11 protein-coding genes and 2 tRNA genes are annotated in these 15,934 nt (G+C 58.8%); 5 read left to right on the forward strand and 8 right to left on the reverse strand.

The genetic code is table 11. From position 1 onward, the window contains the following. Positions 1-118: 118 nt before the first annotated feature. The gene (locus tag JTM80_RS14595) at positions 119-4,147 is read right to left on the reverse strand and encodes a choice-of-anchor D domain-containing protein (protein ID WP_205369683.1); all 4,029 of its coding nucleotides are present in this window, start codon (positions 4,145-4,147) and stop codon (positions 119-121) included. Between the two features lie 307 nt (positions 4,148-4,454). Between JTM80_RS14595 and JTM80_RS14600 the strand changes: the two genes are divergently transcribed. Together JTM80_RS14600 and JTM80_RS14605 are read left to right on the forward strand one after the other, a co-directional pair. Next, a tRNA-Gln gene (locus tag JTM80_RS14600) sits at positions 4,455-4,526 on the forward strand. A 199-nt stretch (positions 4,527-4,725) separates the two neighbouring features. Continuing rightward, positions 4,726-5,364, forward strand: coding sequence for a hypothetical protein (locus JTM80_RS14605; protein WP_172357162.1), 639 nt, complete (start codon positions 4,726-4,728; stop codon positions 5,362-5,364). A gap of 66 nt (positions 5,365-5,430) precedes the next feature. On the opposite strand, the gene menD is transcribed toward JTM80_RS14605, so the two are convergent. Further along, positions 5,431-7,173, reverse strand: a complete 1,743-nt coding sequence (menD, locus tag JTM80_RS14610; RefSeq protein WP_205369685.1) for a 2-succinyl-5-enolpyruvyl-6-hydroxy-3-cyclohexene-1-carboxylic-acid synthase — start codon at positions 7,171-7,173, stop codon at positions 5,431-5,433. 243 nt (positions 7,174-7,416) lie between these two features. On the opposite strand from menD, the gene JTM80_RS14615 reads away from it, so the two are divergent. The 3 genes from JTM80_RS14615 (at position 7,417) to JTM80_RS14625 (ending at position 9,472) form a co-directional block, all read left to right on the forward strand. Further along, positions 7,417-8,691: a sensor histidine kinase gene (locus JTM80_RS14615; protein ID WP_172357158.1), complete on the forward strand. Its 1,275-nt coding sequence runs from the start codon at positions 7,417-7,419 to the stop codon at positions 8,689-8,691. Next, the gene (locus JTM80_RS14620; protein WP_172357156.1) at positions 8,688-9,338 is read left to right on the forward strand and encodes a response regulator transcription factor; all 651 of its coding nucleotides are present in this window, start codon (positions 8,688-8,690) and stop codon (positions 9,336-9,338) included. The genes JTM80_RS14615 and JTM80_RS14620 overlap by 4 nt, the downstream gene beginning before the upstream one ends. Positions 9,339-9,399: 61 nt before the next feature. Then, positions 9,400-9,472: transfer RNA gene (locus JTM80_RS14625), tRNA-Thr, on the forward strand. Positions 9,473-9,513: 41 nt separating this feature from the next. On the opposite strand, the gene JTM80_RS14630 is transcribed toward JTM80_RS14625, so the two are convergent. The 6 genes from JTM80_RS14630 to JTM80_RS14655 form a co-directional block, all read right to left on the reverse strand. Beyond that, on the reverse strand, positions 9,514-11,028 hold the full coding sequence (locus tag JTM80_RS14630; protein ID WP_205369686.1) for a GMC oxidoreductase: 1,515 nt from the start codon (positions 11,026-11,028) through the stop codon (positions 9,514-9,516). Between the two features lie 107 nt (positions 11,029-11,135). Then, positions 11,136-11,753, reverse strand: coding sequence for a heme-copper oxidase subunit III (locus tag JTM80_RS14635; protein WP_205369687.1), 618 nt, complete (start codon positions 11,751-11,753; stop codon positions 11,136-11,138). A gap of 82 nt (positions 11,754-11,835) precedes the next feature. Further along, a complete protein-coding gene (ctaD, locus tag JTM80_RS14640; protein WP_172357150.1) occupies positions 11,836-13,506 on the reverse strand; it encodes a cytochrome c oxidase subunit I in 1,671 nt (556 codons plus the stop codon). A 157-nt stretch (positions 13,507-13,663) separates the two neighbouring features. Next, the gene (locus JTM80_RS14645; protein ID WP_172357148.1) at positions 13,664-14,569 is read right to left on the reverse strand and encodes a cytochrome c oxidase subunit II; all 906 of its coding nucleotides are present in this window, start codon (positions 14,567-14,569) and stop codon (positions 13,664-13,666) included. 56 nt (positions 14,570-14,625) lie between these two features. Continuing rightward, on the reverse strand, positions 14,626-15,231 hold the full coding sequence (locus JTM80_RS14650) for a DUF2231 domain-containing protein (RefSeq protein WP_172357146.1): 606 nt from the start codon (positions 15,229-15,231) through the stop codon (positions 14,626-14,628). Further along, complete coding sequence (locus JTM80_RS14655; protein WP_255548769.1) at positions 15,232-15,777, reverse strand: DUF2231 domain-containing protein; 546 nt, start codon at positions 15,775-15,777, stop codon at positions 15,232-15,234. Between the last annotated feature and the right edge of the window lie 157 nt (positions 15,778-15,934).

The following is a 15,934-nucleotide window of genomic DNA, read 5'->3' on the forward strand; positions in this document are numbered from 1 at the left end:
GGCGATCGCAGTTCTGCTTGGGGCGATCGCCCAGTGGTCACGCGATTGAACTACCGCGACAGTGGGTTAAAGGTAGACTCGAATACTCGGTCAGATCATCTCCCAGCACGCAATCGAACTAGCGCGACAGCGGGTTGAAGGGCTGTGGTAGGGGCACAGGCAGCGGTCGGAGGGGCGGGCCAGGTGGTTCAGGCTGTGGATCGGGGAGCGGTTCCGGGAGCGGCGTAATCGCGGCCTGCCCCACGCCGCCGACCCTGACCCGTCCAGGGCTGTTGGGGGCGTTGTGGGGAATCACCAACTGGGCCGTGCGATATCCCGGCTCCGTTGGGTTGAACATTATCTGGACGGTGCAAACCTCACCTGGAGCCAGCGTTACGTTGGTGCAGCTAATCGCAAAGTTGCTGTCGTTCGAGGTGGCAAAGTCAAACGGGTTTTCCCCGCTCAGCCCCAGATTTCCCAGGATCAGGGGCGCATTGCCGTTGTTTCGCAGGGTCACAGAGCGGGGCGCACTCATGTTGCCGATGGTCTGATTGTCAAAATCGATGCTGGTGGGCTGGATGCTGAGGGTGGGGAAGCGCTGCACCGAGCCGTTGCCCCGCAGCGCGACAGAGGTGGAGCCAGTGTTTGTCGGAATCACGATATTGGCGTTGCGCGACCCTTCTACCTGCGGAATAAAGACGACGTTAAAGCCGCAGCTTTGCCCCGGCCGCAGCGAGAGGTTGGAACACTCCGCGCCGATGGAGGAGTTGCGATCGCTCACAAAGTCTGGGTTGCCATTGACCCGGATATCGCCCAATAGCAGCGGCGCGGTGCCCATATTGCTAATGGTGACGGCACGGGGGGCGCTGGCCCGCTCTAGCTCGATGCTGCCAAAGTCAATGGATAGCGGGTTGACCCGCAGCGCAGGCACCGCAGGCGGCACACCCTGACCCATGAGCATGACGCGGGCTGTGCCCCGAAAGTCGTTGCTGTCGAACCGCAGGGCAGCGCGGCGATCGCCCTCCCCCTCTGGGCTAAACACCACGCCCACCTCGCAGCGGCCCCCCGGCGGCAAGTCACTGGGGCAGGTGTTGCGCGTCAGTCGAAAATCACTCGTCCGGCTTTCGATGCTGATATTGCGAAGCTGGATGGGCACGCCCCCCGTGCTTTGCAAAAAGAAGCGCTCTTCGCGGCTAGTATTGCGAACCGTGACAGAGCCAAAATCTACCCGGCCGGGCGTAATGCTGAGGGTGGGCGTTTGGGGCGCAGTGGCCACGCCGTAGCCCGTCAGCGGCACGTTCCACGGGCGATTGCTGGTGTCGATCACATTGATATTCGCCGTGCGCTGGCCCGGGGCCGTGGGGCGAAAGGCGACAAAAATCGGGCAGCTTTGTCCGGGGGCCAGGGGCCCGCCTGTACACTGCTCGCTTACTAAAAAGTCGCTGCGGGCCTGCCCATCGGCCCGCACCAGTTGAATCGTCACGGGAACGGCGCTGTTGTTGACTAGGGCGATCGTCCGCTGGCCGGTTTGAGCATTGACCTGCCACTCGCCAAAGTCCAGCGTGCCGGGGTTGAACCGCAGCGCCACATCAGGATTGACCGGGGGCGTAGGCGACGGACTGCCGGGGCTGGGGCTGCCGCCAATGGCACTGGGGCTATTGCCGCGCAGGGGAATGGTGTAGCGGGTCACGCCCGTAATGTCATTGAAGGCCAGATCCGCAATGCGATCGCCCTGGCCCTGGGGCGTAAACGTGACCTGGATCGTACAGGACTGGGCCGGCGGCAGTGGAGCGCGGGTGCATTGCTCCGCAACTTGAAAATCCGTTGGATTGGCCCCGACGGGTGTAATCCGTCCCAGCCGTAGCGCCTGACTGCCTGTATTTTGCAGGGTCACGGTTTGGGGCTGGCTGCTGGTGTGAACCGTTTGGTTGGAAAAGGTGAGACTGCTGGGATTGACACTGAAGGACGGGCGATCGCGCACCATCAGCCAGGCCGCCAGCGCCCCCAGCAGCAGCGAGGCCACCAGTCCCCCCAACAGCAGCGGCGAAAAGCGCGAGGAGGCTGCCTCTGCTTCGGGGTCGGAGGTTCCCGGCATGGGCGGCGGCGGCTGGTAGGGCGGATGGGGCGCGGGCGTAGGCTGGGCTGGCAGCGGCGGCAGTTGGGGCTGCGGCTCTGGGGCTGGGTATTGGGGCGGTTGGGGCTGGGGCGGCTGGATCTGCGAGGGATATTGGGGCCCTGGATATTGGGGTGGGGATTGCGGCGGATATTGCGGCGGGGGCTGATACTGGGGCGGCTGCTGGGGCTGGGGCTGGAGGTGCTGCATCGGAGCCACCAGCAGGCTGAGGTTGTGGCGCGAGGCGGCGGCGGCGGTTTCGTTGCCCCCGGCTTCCCGCAGGCGCAGCGCCTGGTTGAGATAGTTAATCGCGGCAAAGCTGTCGCCCAGGCAGAGGGCGCGGGTGCCTAGCTGGTGGTGGGCCAGGGCGATCGCCTGGGAATTGCCCAAATGTTCTGCCGCCCGCAGCCCCGCATCCCACACCTGCTCCCACGCGCCCCAACGTCGCCCCAGCGCTAGCGGGCCGTCCATCACACGGGCAAACTGCACGACTTCTTTCCACTGTTCTGCTTCAGCAGCCAGGTTTACCACCCGCATCAGCAGCGGCAAATCTGGCAACAGCGCCCCTTTGATGGGAGCCTGCTGCTGGACCCAGTGCAGAAAATGGCGCACCACCGGCTGCACCCACTGTTCCAGGTTCCAGAACTGCCGCAGGGGAGCCAGCAAATTTCCTGCCAGCGTGTGGCGCACCCCGTCACTGCTCAAAAAGCCCCGGCTGACCAGGGTTGCCACAATTGGCTGGGGATTGGTCGTGCCCGTCAGTCCGGCCAGGTGGTGCGTCTGCACGGGGACTTCCCCCAACACCGCCAGCGCCGCCAGACAGCGCCGCTCGGCATCCGGGAAGGTGGCGCACGCCCGCAGCACCAGCACTTCTAGCGTCGCCCCTGACTGCAACTGCTCGATCATGGCCAGCAGGGACAAATGTCCATCGCGCACCAGCATTGCCGCCTGCAAAATCCGCTGCGGATGCCCATACAACAACGTGCAAAGCTGTTCTGCGCTGGATCGCTGCTCCGGCGTGAGGGGATCGTTTAGATAGCGCTCTAGCAGATTCACCGCTTCGCTCTGGGGCAATCCGCTCAGCGGCAGACTGTGGCTATCGTTCCACAGATGGCGCTCTGAAGCCGTGACAATTAGGCCCAGCGTAGTCAGGTTGCGCGTCATTCGTTCCAGCACGTTGGGCGGCAGGCGCACGTCATCTAGCACCACCAGCGCCCGCTTCTGGCGCAGGGCATACTGCACCTCTTCCTCGCTCAGCTTGTGGGGAATGCCTTCGTCAATTTCAAAAAAATCTTCAAATAGGCTCTGGTAGAGATCCTCGACGGGCTGCTCGCCGACGACCCGGTAGACTAGCCCCTCAGCAGCCAGCCCCAAAACCGAGGGCTGGTGGGCCAGGGCGCGGGCCAGGGCGCTTTTGCCCAGCCCCGATTCGCCATAAAACTCGACGGGCACGGATTGTTCCAGCGCGGCGATCGCCCCGTCCAATTCCTTTTCGCGCCCCACCAGGTAGGGCATTGGCGGGCAGGCCGCTTCGGGGCTGGGCAGGGTGCGCGATCGCAGCGAGGGCGCTGAGGGCTGCGGCAAGAGCGTCACCACCGCACCATGCGGAGTCATCTGCAAGCGGCGATCGCCCGCAATCACCTGCTGTCCGCCCGCCCCCAGTTCAAACTCGGTCACGGGCAACCCATTTCCCGCCTGGGTTCCCTGCATCACCGTAGACACGCCGCCCAAGCCAGAAGGGGTCGCCAGACTAAACGCCTGCTGCCATCCGATCTGGCTGATGCCGCGCTGCCGGCCGTAAACTTTGAGCGTCTTGGCGGTGGCCATGCCTAGCCCCGCAATGCCCTGATGAACAAATGACGCAAGATCTGGCGGCGGCGCGGGCACGGCTTCCACGAGAACATGCAGCGTGTCTTGCTCCAGCCGGGCCATTGCCGTGATGCCTCTGGGATTGAGGCTGCGGTTGAGCAAGGTGGCGATCGCCTCCGCACTTCCCTGCCGCGCTTGGTCTAACAGGTTCTTTTCAGCCAGCAAATGTTCGTAGGTTTGCGACATGACGATACGAAAGCAAGGTTCACCCTAGAGCCAGATGGATGCCAGATGGATGGTGGACGCGGACGGATTTTTGTTGCGGGTAGTATTCATAACGATAATGCGCCCGCCCCAAAACGCAACACTGAATCGCGCAGATTTGGGGACAAGAGGTAGGGACAGGAGGTGGGGACTTTGGGGCTGCGGGCCACAGGGTTTCAAGCTCTGCCAAAAGTCTGCTTCCAAAAATCTTGCGAAATTGCAGAACCATTGGTTAGAATAATGAAGCTGTGACGGAAACGAAAGAGCGTCTGCGTCCTGCCATCCCCATTGGGGCGTCGCCAAGCGGTAAGGCAGCGGGTTTTGGTCCCGCCATTCCTAGGTTCGAATCCTAGCGCCCCAGTTTTTCTAATTTTTGTGGTTAGCTTCATCAAGCCTTAGAAGCTAGGGCTGAGTGCGGTACTGTGAATTTGCGCGGTGAATCGGCATCTGCAACTGTTCTACTTTTGCAGAATGTGTCGGGGCGCACTTCCAGAGCCTTGTCAATTGAGTGGTAAGGTGACTCCAGATTCCGTTTGGTCATCCAGTACAAGGTCTGACTCATGATCAGAACAAAAATTGTTGAACTTTCCACGATTGAAGCCGCTGCCTATCGCCAAAAGTTGAGAGATGGCAAGGCAGGCATTGTGATTTTGCGCTATGACAATGCCCAGCCTGGTCTGGCAACCATCAACCGCCGCACTGCCGAGCCAGAACCGGCCGCCAATATTAACCTCGAAACCTTTCCGATGGAAGCCTTTCGGGAGGCGATGGAACTGACGGCAGGAATGCCCTACTCTCGTCGGGGCCCGGTCAAGCTGAGCGGCGTGCGAGAAGCGCCTGAAGACGAAGAGGCCTCGCCCGAAGAAGTGGCAACGGTAGACAGCGCCGAGTATGAAGCCATCGTCAAGGCCTACACAAATAAGAAGGGCGAACTGTCCTATGACCTGCTGAACAAGGACTTCATTCAGTTTGCCAAGTCCAGCAAGATTGTGGCGGATATGGTAGCAAATGGGGCTTCGGAAAGCGAGATTCGCGATCGCATTCTGAAGGTCAAGCTAGAATCGCTGACGGGTAACCCATCACTGACTGATGCACAGACGCAGCGCATTGTGGAAATGCTGGATGAAGTGAGTCCACGGCACGTCTTTCGTGAGCTAAACGACGAAATTCGCAAGATGCTGAGTCAGGCAAAGCCTTGATGAGGGCGTTTTAGGAAAGGCGTTTAGAAGAAGCGCTTAGGAGAAGCGTTTTAACGCCCGATCTGCCTAGCGCGGGGTACGCTGAGCCAGCCAGCGGGCATTGAGCTTGCGATCGCACTGGAGTTCCAGCACCCGTATCCCCTCGCTAGGTAGCACCTTTAGCGCCTGGGCAAGCTGCTCCCAGGTGTGGACGAGTTCGTGGGCGATGCCATAGGTGGCGCAGAGTGGGGCAAATTCCACGGGCTGCGGTGTGGCAAAAAATTCCTCGAATGGCGGCTCGAACTGGGCGATGGGCAGGTTCTCGAAAATGCCGCCGCCGCGATTGTTGATCAGGACGATGGTGAGGTGGCCCCGCAGGCGGGGCCGCAGCAAAAAACCGTTGGTGTCGTGCAGCAGCGCCAAGTCGCCCGTTAGCAAAACGCTGGGCTGGTTGCCGTGGGCGATGCCAAGAGCGGTCGAAAGCGTGCCGTCGATGCCGTTTGCGCCGCGATTGCAGAAGGGCTGAATGGCGCGATCGCCCGGTTCCCAAAACCATTCTACATAGCGAACGGCCGTGCTGTTGGCGATGATCAGCGGCGTTTCCGGCGGCAAGCATTGCGACAGTACCCAGGCGGTCTTGGCTTCGATCAGCGAGTCGAGCGATCGCAGGGTGTGCCGCTGCTGCTGCCAGCAGTCCGTCTCTGCCTGCAACCAGCGCTTCAGGTAATCCGTCGGCGGCGCGGGGGGGCTGGGCAGCGACGCGGCCAGGTGTTGAACGAGGTGCTGAACAGCGCAGCGCAGATGAACCGTCTGCAGGTGCAGCGGATCAAGATTGCGATCGCCCCCGTCTACCACCCACTGCTGCGGCTGAGTGCGCTCCAGCCAGCTTCGCAACTCCTTGCTGGTGGGCATCTCGCCAATCCGAAGCACCCCCTCCGGCGCCAGCTCCGTCGCCAAGTCAGGATCGCGCAGCAGCGTGTCATAGCTCGATACCAGATACGGGTTGAGGCGGGCATAGTTTCGCAGCGGCGACAGCCCCTCCGCCAGCACCGGAAACCCCAGACAGGAGGAAAGCTGGGCGATCGCCCGACAGTGGGCCCGGGCCGCAGCCGCATTGGGAAATTGGGCAATGCCTGCGATGATAATGCCGCGAGAGGGAATAGAAGAGAGCGATCGCCCCCAGTCTGGGCTACGCCACGGCTCCGGCGTTCCGTCATCCCAGCCGACATTGGCAAAGAAACGGGCTTCATCTAGGGATTCCCTGAGCGCCAATACCGCTGGCTGGGGCACGGGGGCCAGCGGGTCGCGGAAAGGCAGATTGAGATGCACCACCCCTGCAACAGGTCGCTGGGTACGCTCCCACGCGTGAATCACAGTTTGGCGCAGGTAGGCCAGTTGGGAAAACTCCGCCGTGGGTGTGGCGACTTCGTGATACCAGTTCACAAAGCTGCCGAAAAGCTTTTGCTGATCAACCGTCTGTCCCGCGTTGCAGTCGCGCAGTTCCGGCGGACGATCTGCCGTCAACACCAGCAGCGGCACGCGGCTTTCGCGGGCTTCGATCACCGCTGGATAAAAGTTTGCGCCCGCCGTGCCCGACGTGCAGACCAGGGCCACCGGTCGTCCGGTTTGCTTTGCCAGGCCCAGGGCAAAAAAGGCAGCCGATCGCTCGTCTAGCGCCGGAATCGCCTCCAGACCCGACTGCTGGGCAAGGGCGATCGCCAGCGGAGCCGACCGCGACCCCGGACACACCACCGCCACCCGCAATCCTAGTCGCACCAGCGTTTCAGTTAGCACAGAAGCCCAGAGGGTGTTGAGATTGCGGAAGTCCATGCAGCGAGAGGAAGAGAGGGCGTTAGCGCAATGGGAAGAGTAGAGTAGAGATGTCCAACCAGACCATCCCATCATCCCATCATCCCCCTCCCCTCTTCATTCCTTCCCCTTTCGCTCTCCCCTCTTCATTCTTCATTCTTCCCTCTTCATTCTTCGTTCTTCCCTCTTCGTTCTCCCCTCTTCGTTCTTCGTTCTCCCCTCTTCGTTCTTCCTTCTCCCCTCTTCGTTCTTCCCTCTTCCCCCATGTCTCCCGCCGAACCCCGCCCGATCCACCCTGCCAACCACCCCCTGCGACTGCTGCTGTACCTGGAATGGAGCCTACTGGCGATCGCCTTTTTGAGCGAACTGGTGGGGCCGCTGTTTCCGGGGCCAAGGATGCCACGGGGGGTTAGCCCAGAGCCGCCCTTTAGCTGGGTGTCGCCGCTGGATATTGCCTGCATCGTAGGCTTTGGGCTGATGGGGCTGCGGCTGCCTACGGGGCAGATGGCTACGCGCATCGGGTTTGTGCTGCTAGAGGGAGTGCTGATTTTGCTGGCAACGGCGGGCGATTTGCGGGAAATGCGGCTGTTTTCATTTCTCGTTGTGGTGTTTGCGCTGAGGAGTTGCCTCATCTTTGCGCTGCCGGGCCGCCTGATGACGACGGGCATTGCCTACGGGCTGTTTCTGGCGATTTTGACGCAGCGCTTGCGGGAACTGGCGGATCGAATTCCGATCAACTGGCGCGATCGCCCACGGGGGCTGCCTGCCTGGAGCTTTGCCTATAGCTCGGCGCTGCTGCTGGGGCTGACGCTGGTCTTTTTGCTGCTGCTGGTGGATGCGCTGCTGACGGAGCGCCAAAGCCGCGAAAAGCTGACGGCCGCCAATGCCCAATTGCAAAACTATGCGCTGCGGGTGGAAAAGCTGGCCATGGCCCAAGAGCGCAGCCGTATCGCCCGCGAAATCCATGACTCGCTGGGGCACTCGCTGACGGCACTGAACCTGCAAGTGGAAGGCGCACTAAAACTGTGGCAGAGCGACCCGCAGCGGGCGCATCAGTTTTTGAAAGAGGCGAAAGTGCTGGGTTCTACGGCGCTTCAGGACGTGCGGCAGTCTGTGGCGACGATGCGGGCCGATCCCTTGCAGGAGCAGTCCCTAGAAGCGGCGATCGCCCTCCTTGCCCGCAATGTCGAACAGGTCACAGGGGTCGCACCAATCTGCCAAATTCACCTCGATGCCCCCCTGCCCCCAGATCTCTCCACCAGCCTCTATCGCATTGTGCAAGAGGCGTTTACCAATATCTGCAAATACGCCCGGCCCTCGCAAATTTTGCTGGATTTGCAGGATACGGCTGCGACGCTGCACCTGCTGATTCAGGATGATGGCGTGGGTTTTGACCCAGCTCAAAATCGCACGGGCTTTGGGCTACAGAGTATGCGCGAACGGGCCGAGTCGCTGGGTGGCATCTTTGACCTGCAAACCTCTCCAGGACAGGGCTGCACCATTACGGTTCACATTCCGCTAGAGAGGATCGTTCCATGATTCGGATCGTTCTGGTAGATGATCAGCATTTGATTCGTCAGGGCATGAAAGCACTGCTTGAACTGGAAGCTGATTTGCAGATCATTGGCGAGGCAGAAAATGGTCAGGTTGCAGTGCAGCAGGTTGAACAACTGCATCCTGACTTGGTGCTGATGGACATTCGGATGCCTGTGATGGATGGCGTGGCTGCGACAGAGGCGATCGCCCGTCAGTTTCCCAGCACCAAAGTCCTGATTCTCACCACATTTGACGATCAGGAATATGTCACCGCTGCCCTGCAAAACGGCGCGACGGGTTACTTACTCAAAGACACGCCCTCAGAAGATCTAGCCGAAGCCATCCGCGCTGCCCACAAGGGCTACACCCAGATTAGTCCTGGCATTTTGCCGAAACTGCTGGCCCGGGTTGCGCCGTCGCCCGCGCCCGCCCTTGCCCCGCCCGACGGATTCTCCAGCCTCACTCCCCGCGAGCGCGAGGTGCTAGTTCTCGTTGCTCAGGGAGCCAGCAACCGCGAAATTGCCAAGGCGCTTTACATTTCGGAGGGCACGGTCAAAAACCACGTCACCAATATTCTGAACCGCCTGGAATTGCGCGATCGCACGCAAGCTGCCATCCTAGCTAACACGTTTCTCGACTGGCTGACCTGATGGTTCCCGCCCAAAAATCTGCCCCAACTGCCAAACGGCAATGTTATGATGTAGGGCGATCGCTGGTGTAGCTCAGTTGGTAGAGCTGCTGATTTGTAATCAGCCGGTCGCAGGTTCGAGTCCTGTCACCAGCTTTGGTCTGAAGTCACTCTAATCACTCGATTATTTCAGGTGCTTATTTTAGGCGCTCGATCAGGCGATCGCCCACCCGCAGCGCGTTGGCCATAATCGTCAGCGCCGGACTGGTGGCGGAAATCGACGGGAAGAAGCTGCCGTCTACAATGTAGAGATTATCGACATCGTGGGCGCGACAGTCGGGATTGAGAACCGAGGTCGCCGGATCTTCCCCAAAGCGACAGGTGCCGCAGGCGTTAGCCACCACTGACAGCGGCATTTCCCCGCTGGGATGGCGACCGCTCATCTGGAGTAGCGATTTGTCCATGCCTTTTTCCGCCGTTTTCAGCACCTCTGTCCAGCGATAAACCAAACGCTCATGGGGTTCGGTATTGTTCGGCGTATACTCGACGTAAAGCTTTTTGCTGTCTACGCGCACGCGGTTGTCGGCGCTGGGCAGGTCTTCGCTCTGCACCCACCAGCCAATGGAGCGGGTCGCCATCTGTTGTAGCCCAAACCCCGGCATCATCTTGGCCAGCACCGACAGCACAGGCGGCGACTCTGCGAAGATAATGTCTTGCAGCAGGCCGCCCGTGTTATAAATGTGCCCCATTGGGTAGTCAAATCCTTCTTCGCCCCAGTAAAAATCGTTGACGTAGACGCTGCGCTGAAACTTGCCGCTGTTGAGCTTGGAAAGCTGCACCACCGACGATAGCCGATGCTTCATTAGGTTGCGCCCCACCAGCCCAGAGCTATTGGCCAGCCCTTGCGAACAGGCTTCGCTGCATGACCGCAGCAGCACTGCCGCTGTATTAATCGCACCGCAGGCCAGCACAATGATGTCGCCCAAAAATAGATAGGGCTGCCCGCCGATTTCGGCTTCAACCGCTTTTACTTCTCTGCCAGAGGGGTTGGTGTGCAGCGAGGTGACCGTTGCGCTCGTTTTCAGGGTGACGTTGGGATGCTGAAGGGCAGGATTGATGCCGCTGACTTCGGAGTCGTTGGTGGGGTCGTCGGTCTGGCGGGTCAGCGCCATTGGCAGCGAGGCAGGATGAAGGGACTGAGCGGCGATCGCCCCAATCACTTCCTCAATCTGCGGATCGTGCCCTACGGCGGGATAGGGATAGTCGGCGCTGTGGGGCGGCTCGGTGGGGTCGGCTCCCACAGCCCCATGCACCTGATAGAGGTTCTCCGCTTCGGTGTAGTACGGCTCAAAGTCAGCGTATTTCACGCACCATTCTGGCGACACGCCCTCGTGATGCGTCACCATTTCAAAGTCACGCTCTCGCATTCGCAGTAAAGCAGCACCGTAGATTTTGGTGTTGCCGCCGACAGCATACTTTGTCTGGGGCGCAAAGGGTTCACCCGCAATGTCAAACCACTGCTCCGGCGCGTGATAGAGTTCCTTTTTGAAAATATCGACGTTGCTGCGGTTCTGTTCCTCCAGCGGCATCACGTCGCCGCGTTCCAGAATCAGAATTTTCTTACCCGTGGGCGCGAGTTTTCGAGCCAGCGTGCCGCCGCCTGCCCCCGTTCCCACAATAATCACGTCATAATGCGCGTCGTCGATAATCATGCGTTACTCCTCGTCGCCCCGTTGATTTCGGAATTGACTGCTCGACCTGTTCCCGAATATGGGTCTTAATGGATGCGATATCCGTTCCTTCGGACATCGCCAAAGCATCACTGCCAGATGTAGATCAGAATGAACAGAATAATCCAAATAACATCCACAAAATGCCAGAACAGCGAGGTCGCATCGACACCCGTGTGTCCACCCGCGTAGTTTCCAGGCACAAAGGATTTGAACAGCATAATGCCCATCAGCAAAATGCCCGTGAAGACGTGCAGCCCGTGGAAGCCCGTCAGCAGGTAAAACAGCCCGCCAAACACGCCATCGGAAAAGCCAAACTCCAGTTCGCTCCACTCGATCGCCTGCCCCACCAGGAAGTATGCACCCATCGCCATCGTCAGCAGCCACAGCAGCCGAAACACCAGCAGATTATCTTTTTTCAGCGCTCGCTCGGCGAAATAGGCGACAAAGCTGCTGGACACCAGCACAAAGGTATTAATGGCAGGCTTTGAAACCTCCAGCCCCGAAACGCCTTCGGGAAGCCAGTTGGGGGTGGTTGTTTTCACCAGGATGTAGCCCGCAAAAAAGCTGAGGAAAATCACGCTTTCCGACAGCAGAAAGATGATGAAGCCAAACATACTATTGCCCGCGTGGTCTTCCTCGTGGGCGTGGGCAGTGTGGGGGGCGATCGCCCCATCCAGTTTTTCGGTTGAGATAGAGCTATCCATAGGCGGGTAAGGGGTCAGAGAATGAACAATCGGCGAATGAGCCAGTATGAGCCAGTAAATAGGCTAGTCCACGCAGCCCAGCCTAGCCCTCTTTGAGAGCAGCGGCGTTTTCCACGAGCGGATCAGACTTGCCATAGCCGTAGGGCCCAGACACAACAATGGGCAGTTCTTCAAAGTTCTCAACCGGGGGCGGCGACGACACCAGCCATTCCAGCCCGATCGCCCGCCAGGGGTTGTCTGGCGCAGGCTTGCCCTGCACCCAAGCACCCACCATATTCAAAATGAACGGAATCGTAGACATCCCCAGCAGGAACGCCCCGATACTAGCGACCACATTCCAAAAAGCATACTCCGGCTCATAGGAGGAGACACGCCGCAACATCCCCTGAAGGCCCAGCGGATGCATTGGGAAAAAGTTCAGATTTACCCCAATAAATGCCAGGGCAAAATGCAGCTTACCCAGTCCCTCGTAATACATGCGTCCGGTCATCTTGGGGAACCAGTGATAGATGGCAGCAAACATGCCCATCGTAATCGTGCCGTACACAATGTAGTGAAAGTGACCTACCACAAAGTAGGTATTATTCACATGAATATCAATCGGTACAGAAGCCAGCATTACGCCTGTAATTCCTGCGAACACAAACATGATGAGCGCTCCCAGGCAAAAGAGCATGGGTGTGTCTAGCCGCAGCTTACCCTTCCAGATAGTGGCAACCCAGGCAAACACCTTAATCCCGGTTGGCACTGCCACCAGCATTGTCGTTGCCATAAACAGCATCCGCATCCAGCCCGGTGTGTTACTGGCATACATATGGTGAACCCAAACCAGCACGCTGACTGTTGTAATCAGCAGCGACGACACAGCCACCACCTTGTAGCCAAACAGCGGCTTACGCGAATAGACCGGAAATATTTCTGAGAACACACCGAAGATGGGCAACACCATTACGTAAACCGCTGGGTGCGAATAGAACCAGAAGAAGTGTTGGAACAGCACTGGGTTGCCGCCTTTATCGGGATTGAAAAAGGCCGTACCCGCCGCTGCGTCAAACAGCAACATGATTGCACCCGCCGTCAGTGCAGGCAATGCAGCAAGCTGAATGATCTGGGCGCTGAACACCGTCCACACATAGGCAGGCATCCGAAAAAAAGTCATTCCTGGTGCCCGCATCCGCACAATTGTTGTCACGAAATTAACCGCGCCCATGATGGAAGACACACCGGAAATCGCCACGGCGAGAATCCAGACAAATTCACCCGTGATGATGCTATCGGTTGGGTTTTGAGTGCTGACGGGGGGATAGGACCACCAGCCGGCCTGTGCCGTGCCTGCGGGCAAGAAATAGCTGGTCATCAGCAGGATGCCGAAGATGGGCACCATCCAGAAGGCGGCTGCGTTCAGCCGGGGAAAGGCCATATCTCGCGCCCCGATCATCAGCGGCACAAGATAGTTTGCCAGCCCCACCAGCGACGGAAAGATCCACAAAAAGATCATGATCGTGCCGTGCATGGTGAACATGCTGTTATACAGCGTGCGATCGATCAGATCTGCCTGGGGCGTAATCAGTTCGGCTCGAATCACCATCGACAGCAAGCCACCGATGAGAAAAAAGACGAAGGACGTGACCAAGTATTGAATGCCGATGACCTTATGGTCGGTGCTGAAGCTGAAATATTTCCGCCAGTTGTTTTGCGGTTCGGGATGGGCAATGTCGGGAATTGCAATTCCTTCAACGGGGACGTTTGTCATGAATCTGCCTGGGGTAACTGTGGGGGCGAGTGGAGGATTTTAGATTTTGGGTTTTGGATCTTAGATTTCAGATTTTGGAAGGGTAAGAGTCTGGAGACGGGTTTGGGGACTGGCCTTGCGGGGCTATATCGCTCTCTTCTCTCCCCGACTCTTCCAGTTAGCCTTCTGCCAGTGCATTGACCAGTGGCGGCGGTGCGGGGGCGATCGTTTTCCATCCGCCAAAGCGCTTCAGCCGCTTATTGGTGTATTCCGAGTAGGCGGGGTTTTCGGCGGGGACAGCAGGCTGAGCGGCGGCGCTGGCGAGCCACTGGCGATAGGAATCGGGCGACTCCACTACTACATTGGCCGTCATGATGGCGAAATAGGTGCCGCTGAACTGGGAGTCGTTGAGCCGATAGGTGCCTTCGCGCACAGGCGTAAACTCAAACTCCGTCGTGCGCTTGGGCATGATGTCTTGCTTCAGTCGAAAGGCGGGCACGTAGAAGCCATGAATCACTTCATCTGCGGTCATCCGCAAGCGCACGCGCTTGTTGACGGGCAGATGCAGGTCGGCGCTGACTACGCCCGCACTGGGATAGCGGAATGACCAGGCCCACTGCTTGGCGTAGACCTCTACCTCCTCGACGGGTTCGGGTTCTAGATCTGCAGCGTAGGCTGTAGGCGTGGTGCCTGGCATGTGGTGCAGGTGAACCAGATCCATCGGCCCGCGCACGGCCATCTGCTGATAGGTCTGGTAGCTGTAGGCCGCTAGAAAAAACACCAGCAGCAGCGGCACTGCCGTCCAGAAGATTTCTAATTTGACGTTGCCCTCCATGTGGGGGCCGTCGCTGGTGTCGAAGCGGCTGACGCTCTGGGTGAAGACGGTATAAAGCACCAGCCCTGTGATGCCCAGCAGAATGAATGCGCCAATGGCAGAGAACAGGCTAAATAGGTCGTCGATCAGCATGGATTCGGCCGAGGCTTGGGGCGGCAACCAGCCATAGGCCTGCTGCCCAACCCAAATGCTGGTTGCCACCAGAATCGCGATATACACTCCGATTCCGGCAATGGTTTTCAGGTTCATCGTGTCTCCTTCGCGCTTGTCTCAGCAGCTTAACTTCAGCAGCTTAACTTTAGCTACTACTTCAGCAATAGGTTGGGATCCTGTCCTGCCCGCAGCAGCTCGCTGGCGGTAATGTGAACCCCAAACTCGGCGGCTAGCTGTGCGCCTAGCGTGCCGTGGACAAACATAATGCCCAGCACTGCAACGCCTGCGAGTAGGTAGCTCCATTGCACCTGGCGACCCATGTCCTTGCGCCAAGCAAAGCGCTGGAATCCGCGCCACACCGCCATGCCGACAATAATCGCCAGCAAAAACACGCCGCCCACCCCGTGCAGTAGCATGGTGGGCATCGCTTCCAGACCCCAGGCGCTTTTCACGCCTGCTTCTGGCGTTGCCAGCATGATTTCGTAGAAGCCGGCTGCCACGGTGAAGAAGGTAACAATCGCTGAGGCCAGCACGTTGTACCAACCCACGTCGAAAAAGTTGGAGCGCACTGCCGTCAGCGACAGCATCTTGAGGATGGACTTTTCTAGCGGGAAGAAGGCTCCGGCGAAGTCAAAGGCGATGCCGATGATGAACAGACCTAGGGTGATGTGAACCAGGTTGGGGTGGATTGGAATGCTGTAGGGCAATCCGTTGGGGCCAAGCTGTGACCCAAGCTGCTCGAGGAGTTCTGGATTCATTTACAGCACTCCCTCGCGAATTGCCTCAACTACGGGCACGGTATGCAGTCCGTAGACCCATACCAGCTTGTCGCCCAGGTAGACCTGCACAAACACCAGCGCCGCCAGCACCAGCCCCGCGCCCAGGTAGGGCATTGGCAGTTTTCCGGGATCGCGCGATCGCAGGATGAAACGCCACGCTGTCATGCCTGCCAGAATTGCCGACAGCGACCAGCCCAGAACTGTGTGGGCATTTAGCACGGGCACTACGGCATCGTAGGGTTCTGCCAGCCCTGCCTCGACTTGTCCAAAGATAATGGCGATAAAGATTGAGAGCGTGGCAAAAAACAGGTTCCACCAGCTCACTTCATAGAGGCGGGTGTTTTTGGTGAAAAAGGCGATCGCATCGCACAACACTGCAAACAGCGCCATCGCAATCACAAAGTGAACCACGATGGGATGCATGGTGTCGGGATAGGGCAGGTTGTGGTCGTTCAGTGGAGGCAAGCTGAACTGCATGACTGGCGGAAACCAGATGAGTGTCAGCAGTGGAGGTATTTTAAGCATCGCAAATATCAAATCCATTGCGTTCTCCGGACATGTAAACCAGGATCGGGGGCAGACTGTTGGAAAAACAGTAAATGAAAGAACAGTCAAGAAAATTGAAAGACGATCGTAAACCCACTTGTAGTTTCAACCTGTGATTTCAACTTGCGGTTTCAAC

Origin of the sequence: Thermoleptolyngbya sp. PKUAC-SCTB121 (assembly GCF_016919485.1) — a bacterium.
Classification (GTDB): Bacteria; Cyanobacteriota; Cyanobacteriia; order Elainellales; family Elainellaceae; genus Thermoleptolyngbya; species Thermoleptolyngbya sichuanensis.

Excerpts from the sequence above, each read along its gene's own strand:
- JTM80_RS14595 (WP_205369683.1), bottom strand. The coding sequence starts at position 4,147 with ATGTCGCAAACCTACGAACATTTGCTGGCTGAAAAGAACCTGTTAGAC.
- JTM80_RS14605 (WP_172357162.1), top strand. The coding sequence starts at position 4,726 with ATGATCAGAACAAAAATTGTTGAACTTTCCACGATTGAAGCCGCTGCC.
- menD (WP_205369685.1), bottom strand. The coding sequence starts at position 7,173 with ATGGACTTCCGCAATCTCAACACCCTCTGGGCTTCTGTGCTAACTGAA.
- JTM80_RS14615 (WP_172357158.1), top strand. The coding sequence starts at position 7,417 with ATGTCTCCCGCCGAACCCCGCCCGATCCACCCTGCCAACCACCCCCTG.
- JTM80_RS14620 (WP_172357156.1), top strand. The coding sequence starts at position 8,688 with ATGATTCGGATCGTTCTGGTAGATGATCAGCATTTGATTCGTCAGGGC.
- JTM80_RS14630 (WP_205369686.1), bottom strand. The coding sequence starts at position 11,028 with ATGATTATCGACGACGCGCATTATGACGTGATTATTGTGGGAACGGGG.
- JTM80_RS14635 (WP_205369687.1), bottom strand. The coding sequence starts at position 11,753 with ATGGATAGCTCTATCTCAACCGAAAAACTGGATGGGGCGATCGCCCCC.
- ctaD (WP_172357150.1), bottom strand. The coding sequence starts at position 13,506 with ATGACAAACGTCCCCGTTGAAGGAATTGCAATTCCCGACATTGCCCAT.
- JTM80_RS14645 (WP_172357148.1), bottom strand. The coding sequence starts at position 14,569 with ATGAACCTGAAAACCATTGCCGGAATCGGAGTGTATATCGCGATTCTG.
- JTM80_RS14650 (WP_172357146.1), bottom strand. The coding sequence starts at position 15,231 with ATGAATCCAGAACTCCTCGAGCAGCTTGGGTCACAGCTTGGCCCCAAC.
- JTM80_RS14655 (WP_255548769.1), bottom strand. The coding sequence starts at position 15,777 with ATGCTTAAAATACCTCCACTGCTGACACTCATCTGGTTTCCGCCAGTC.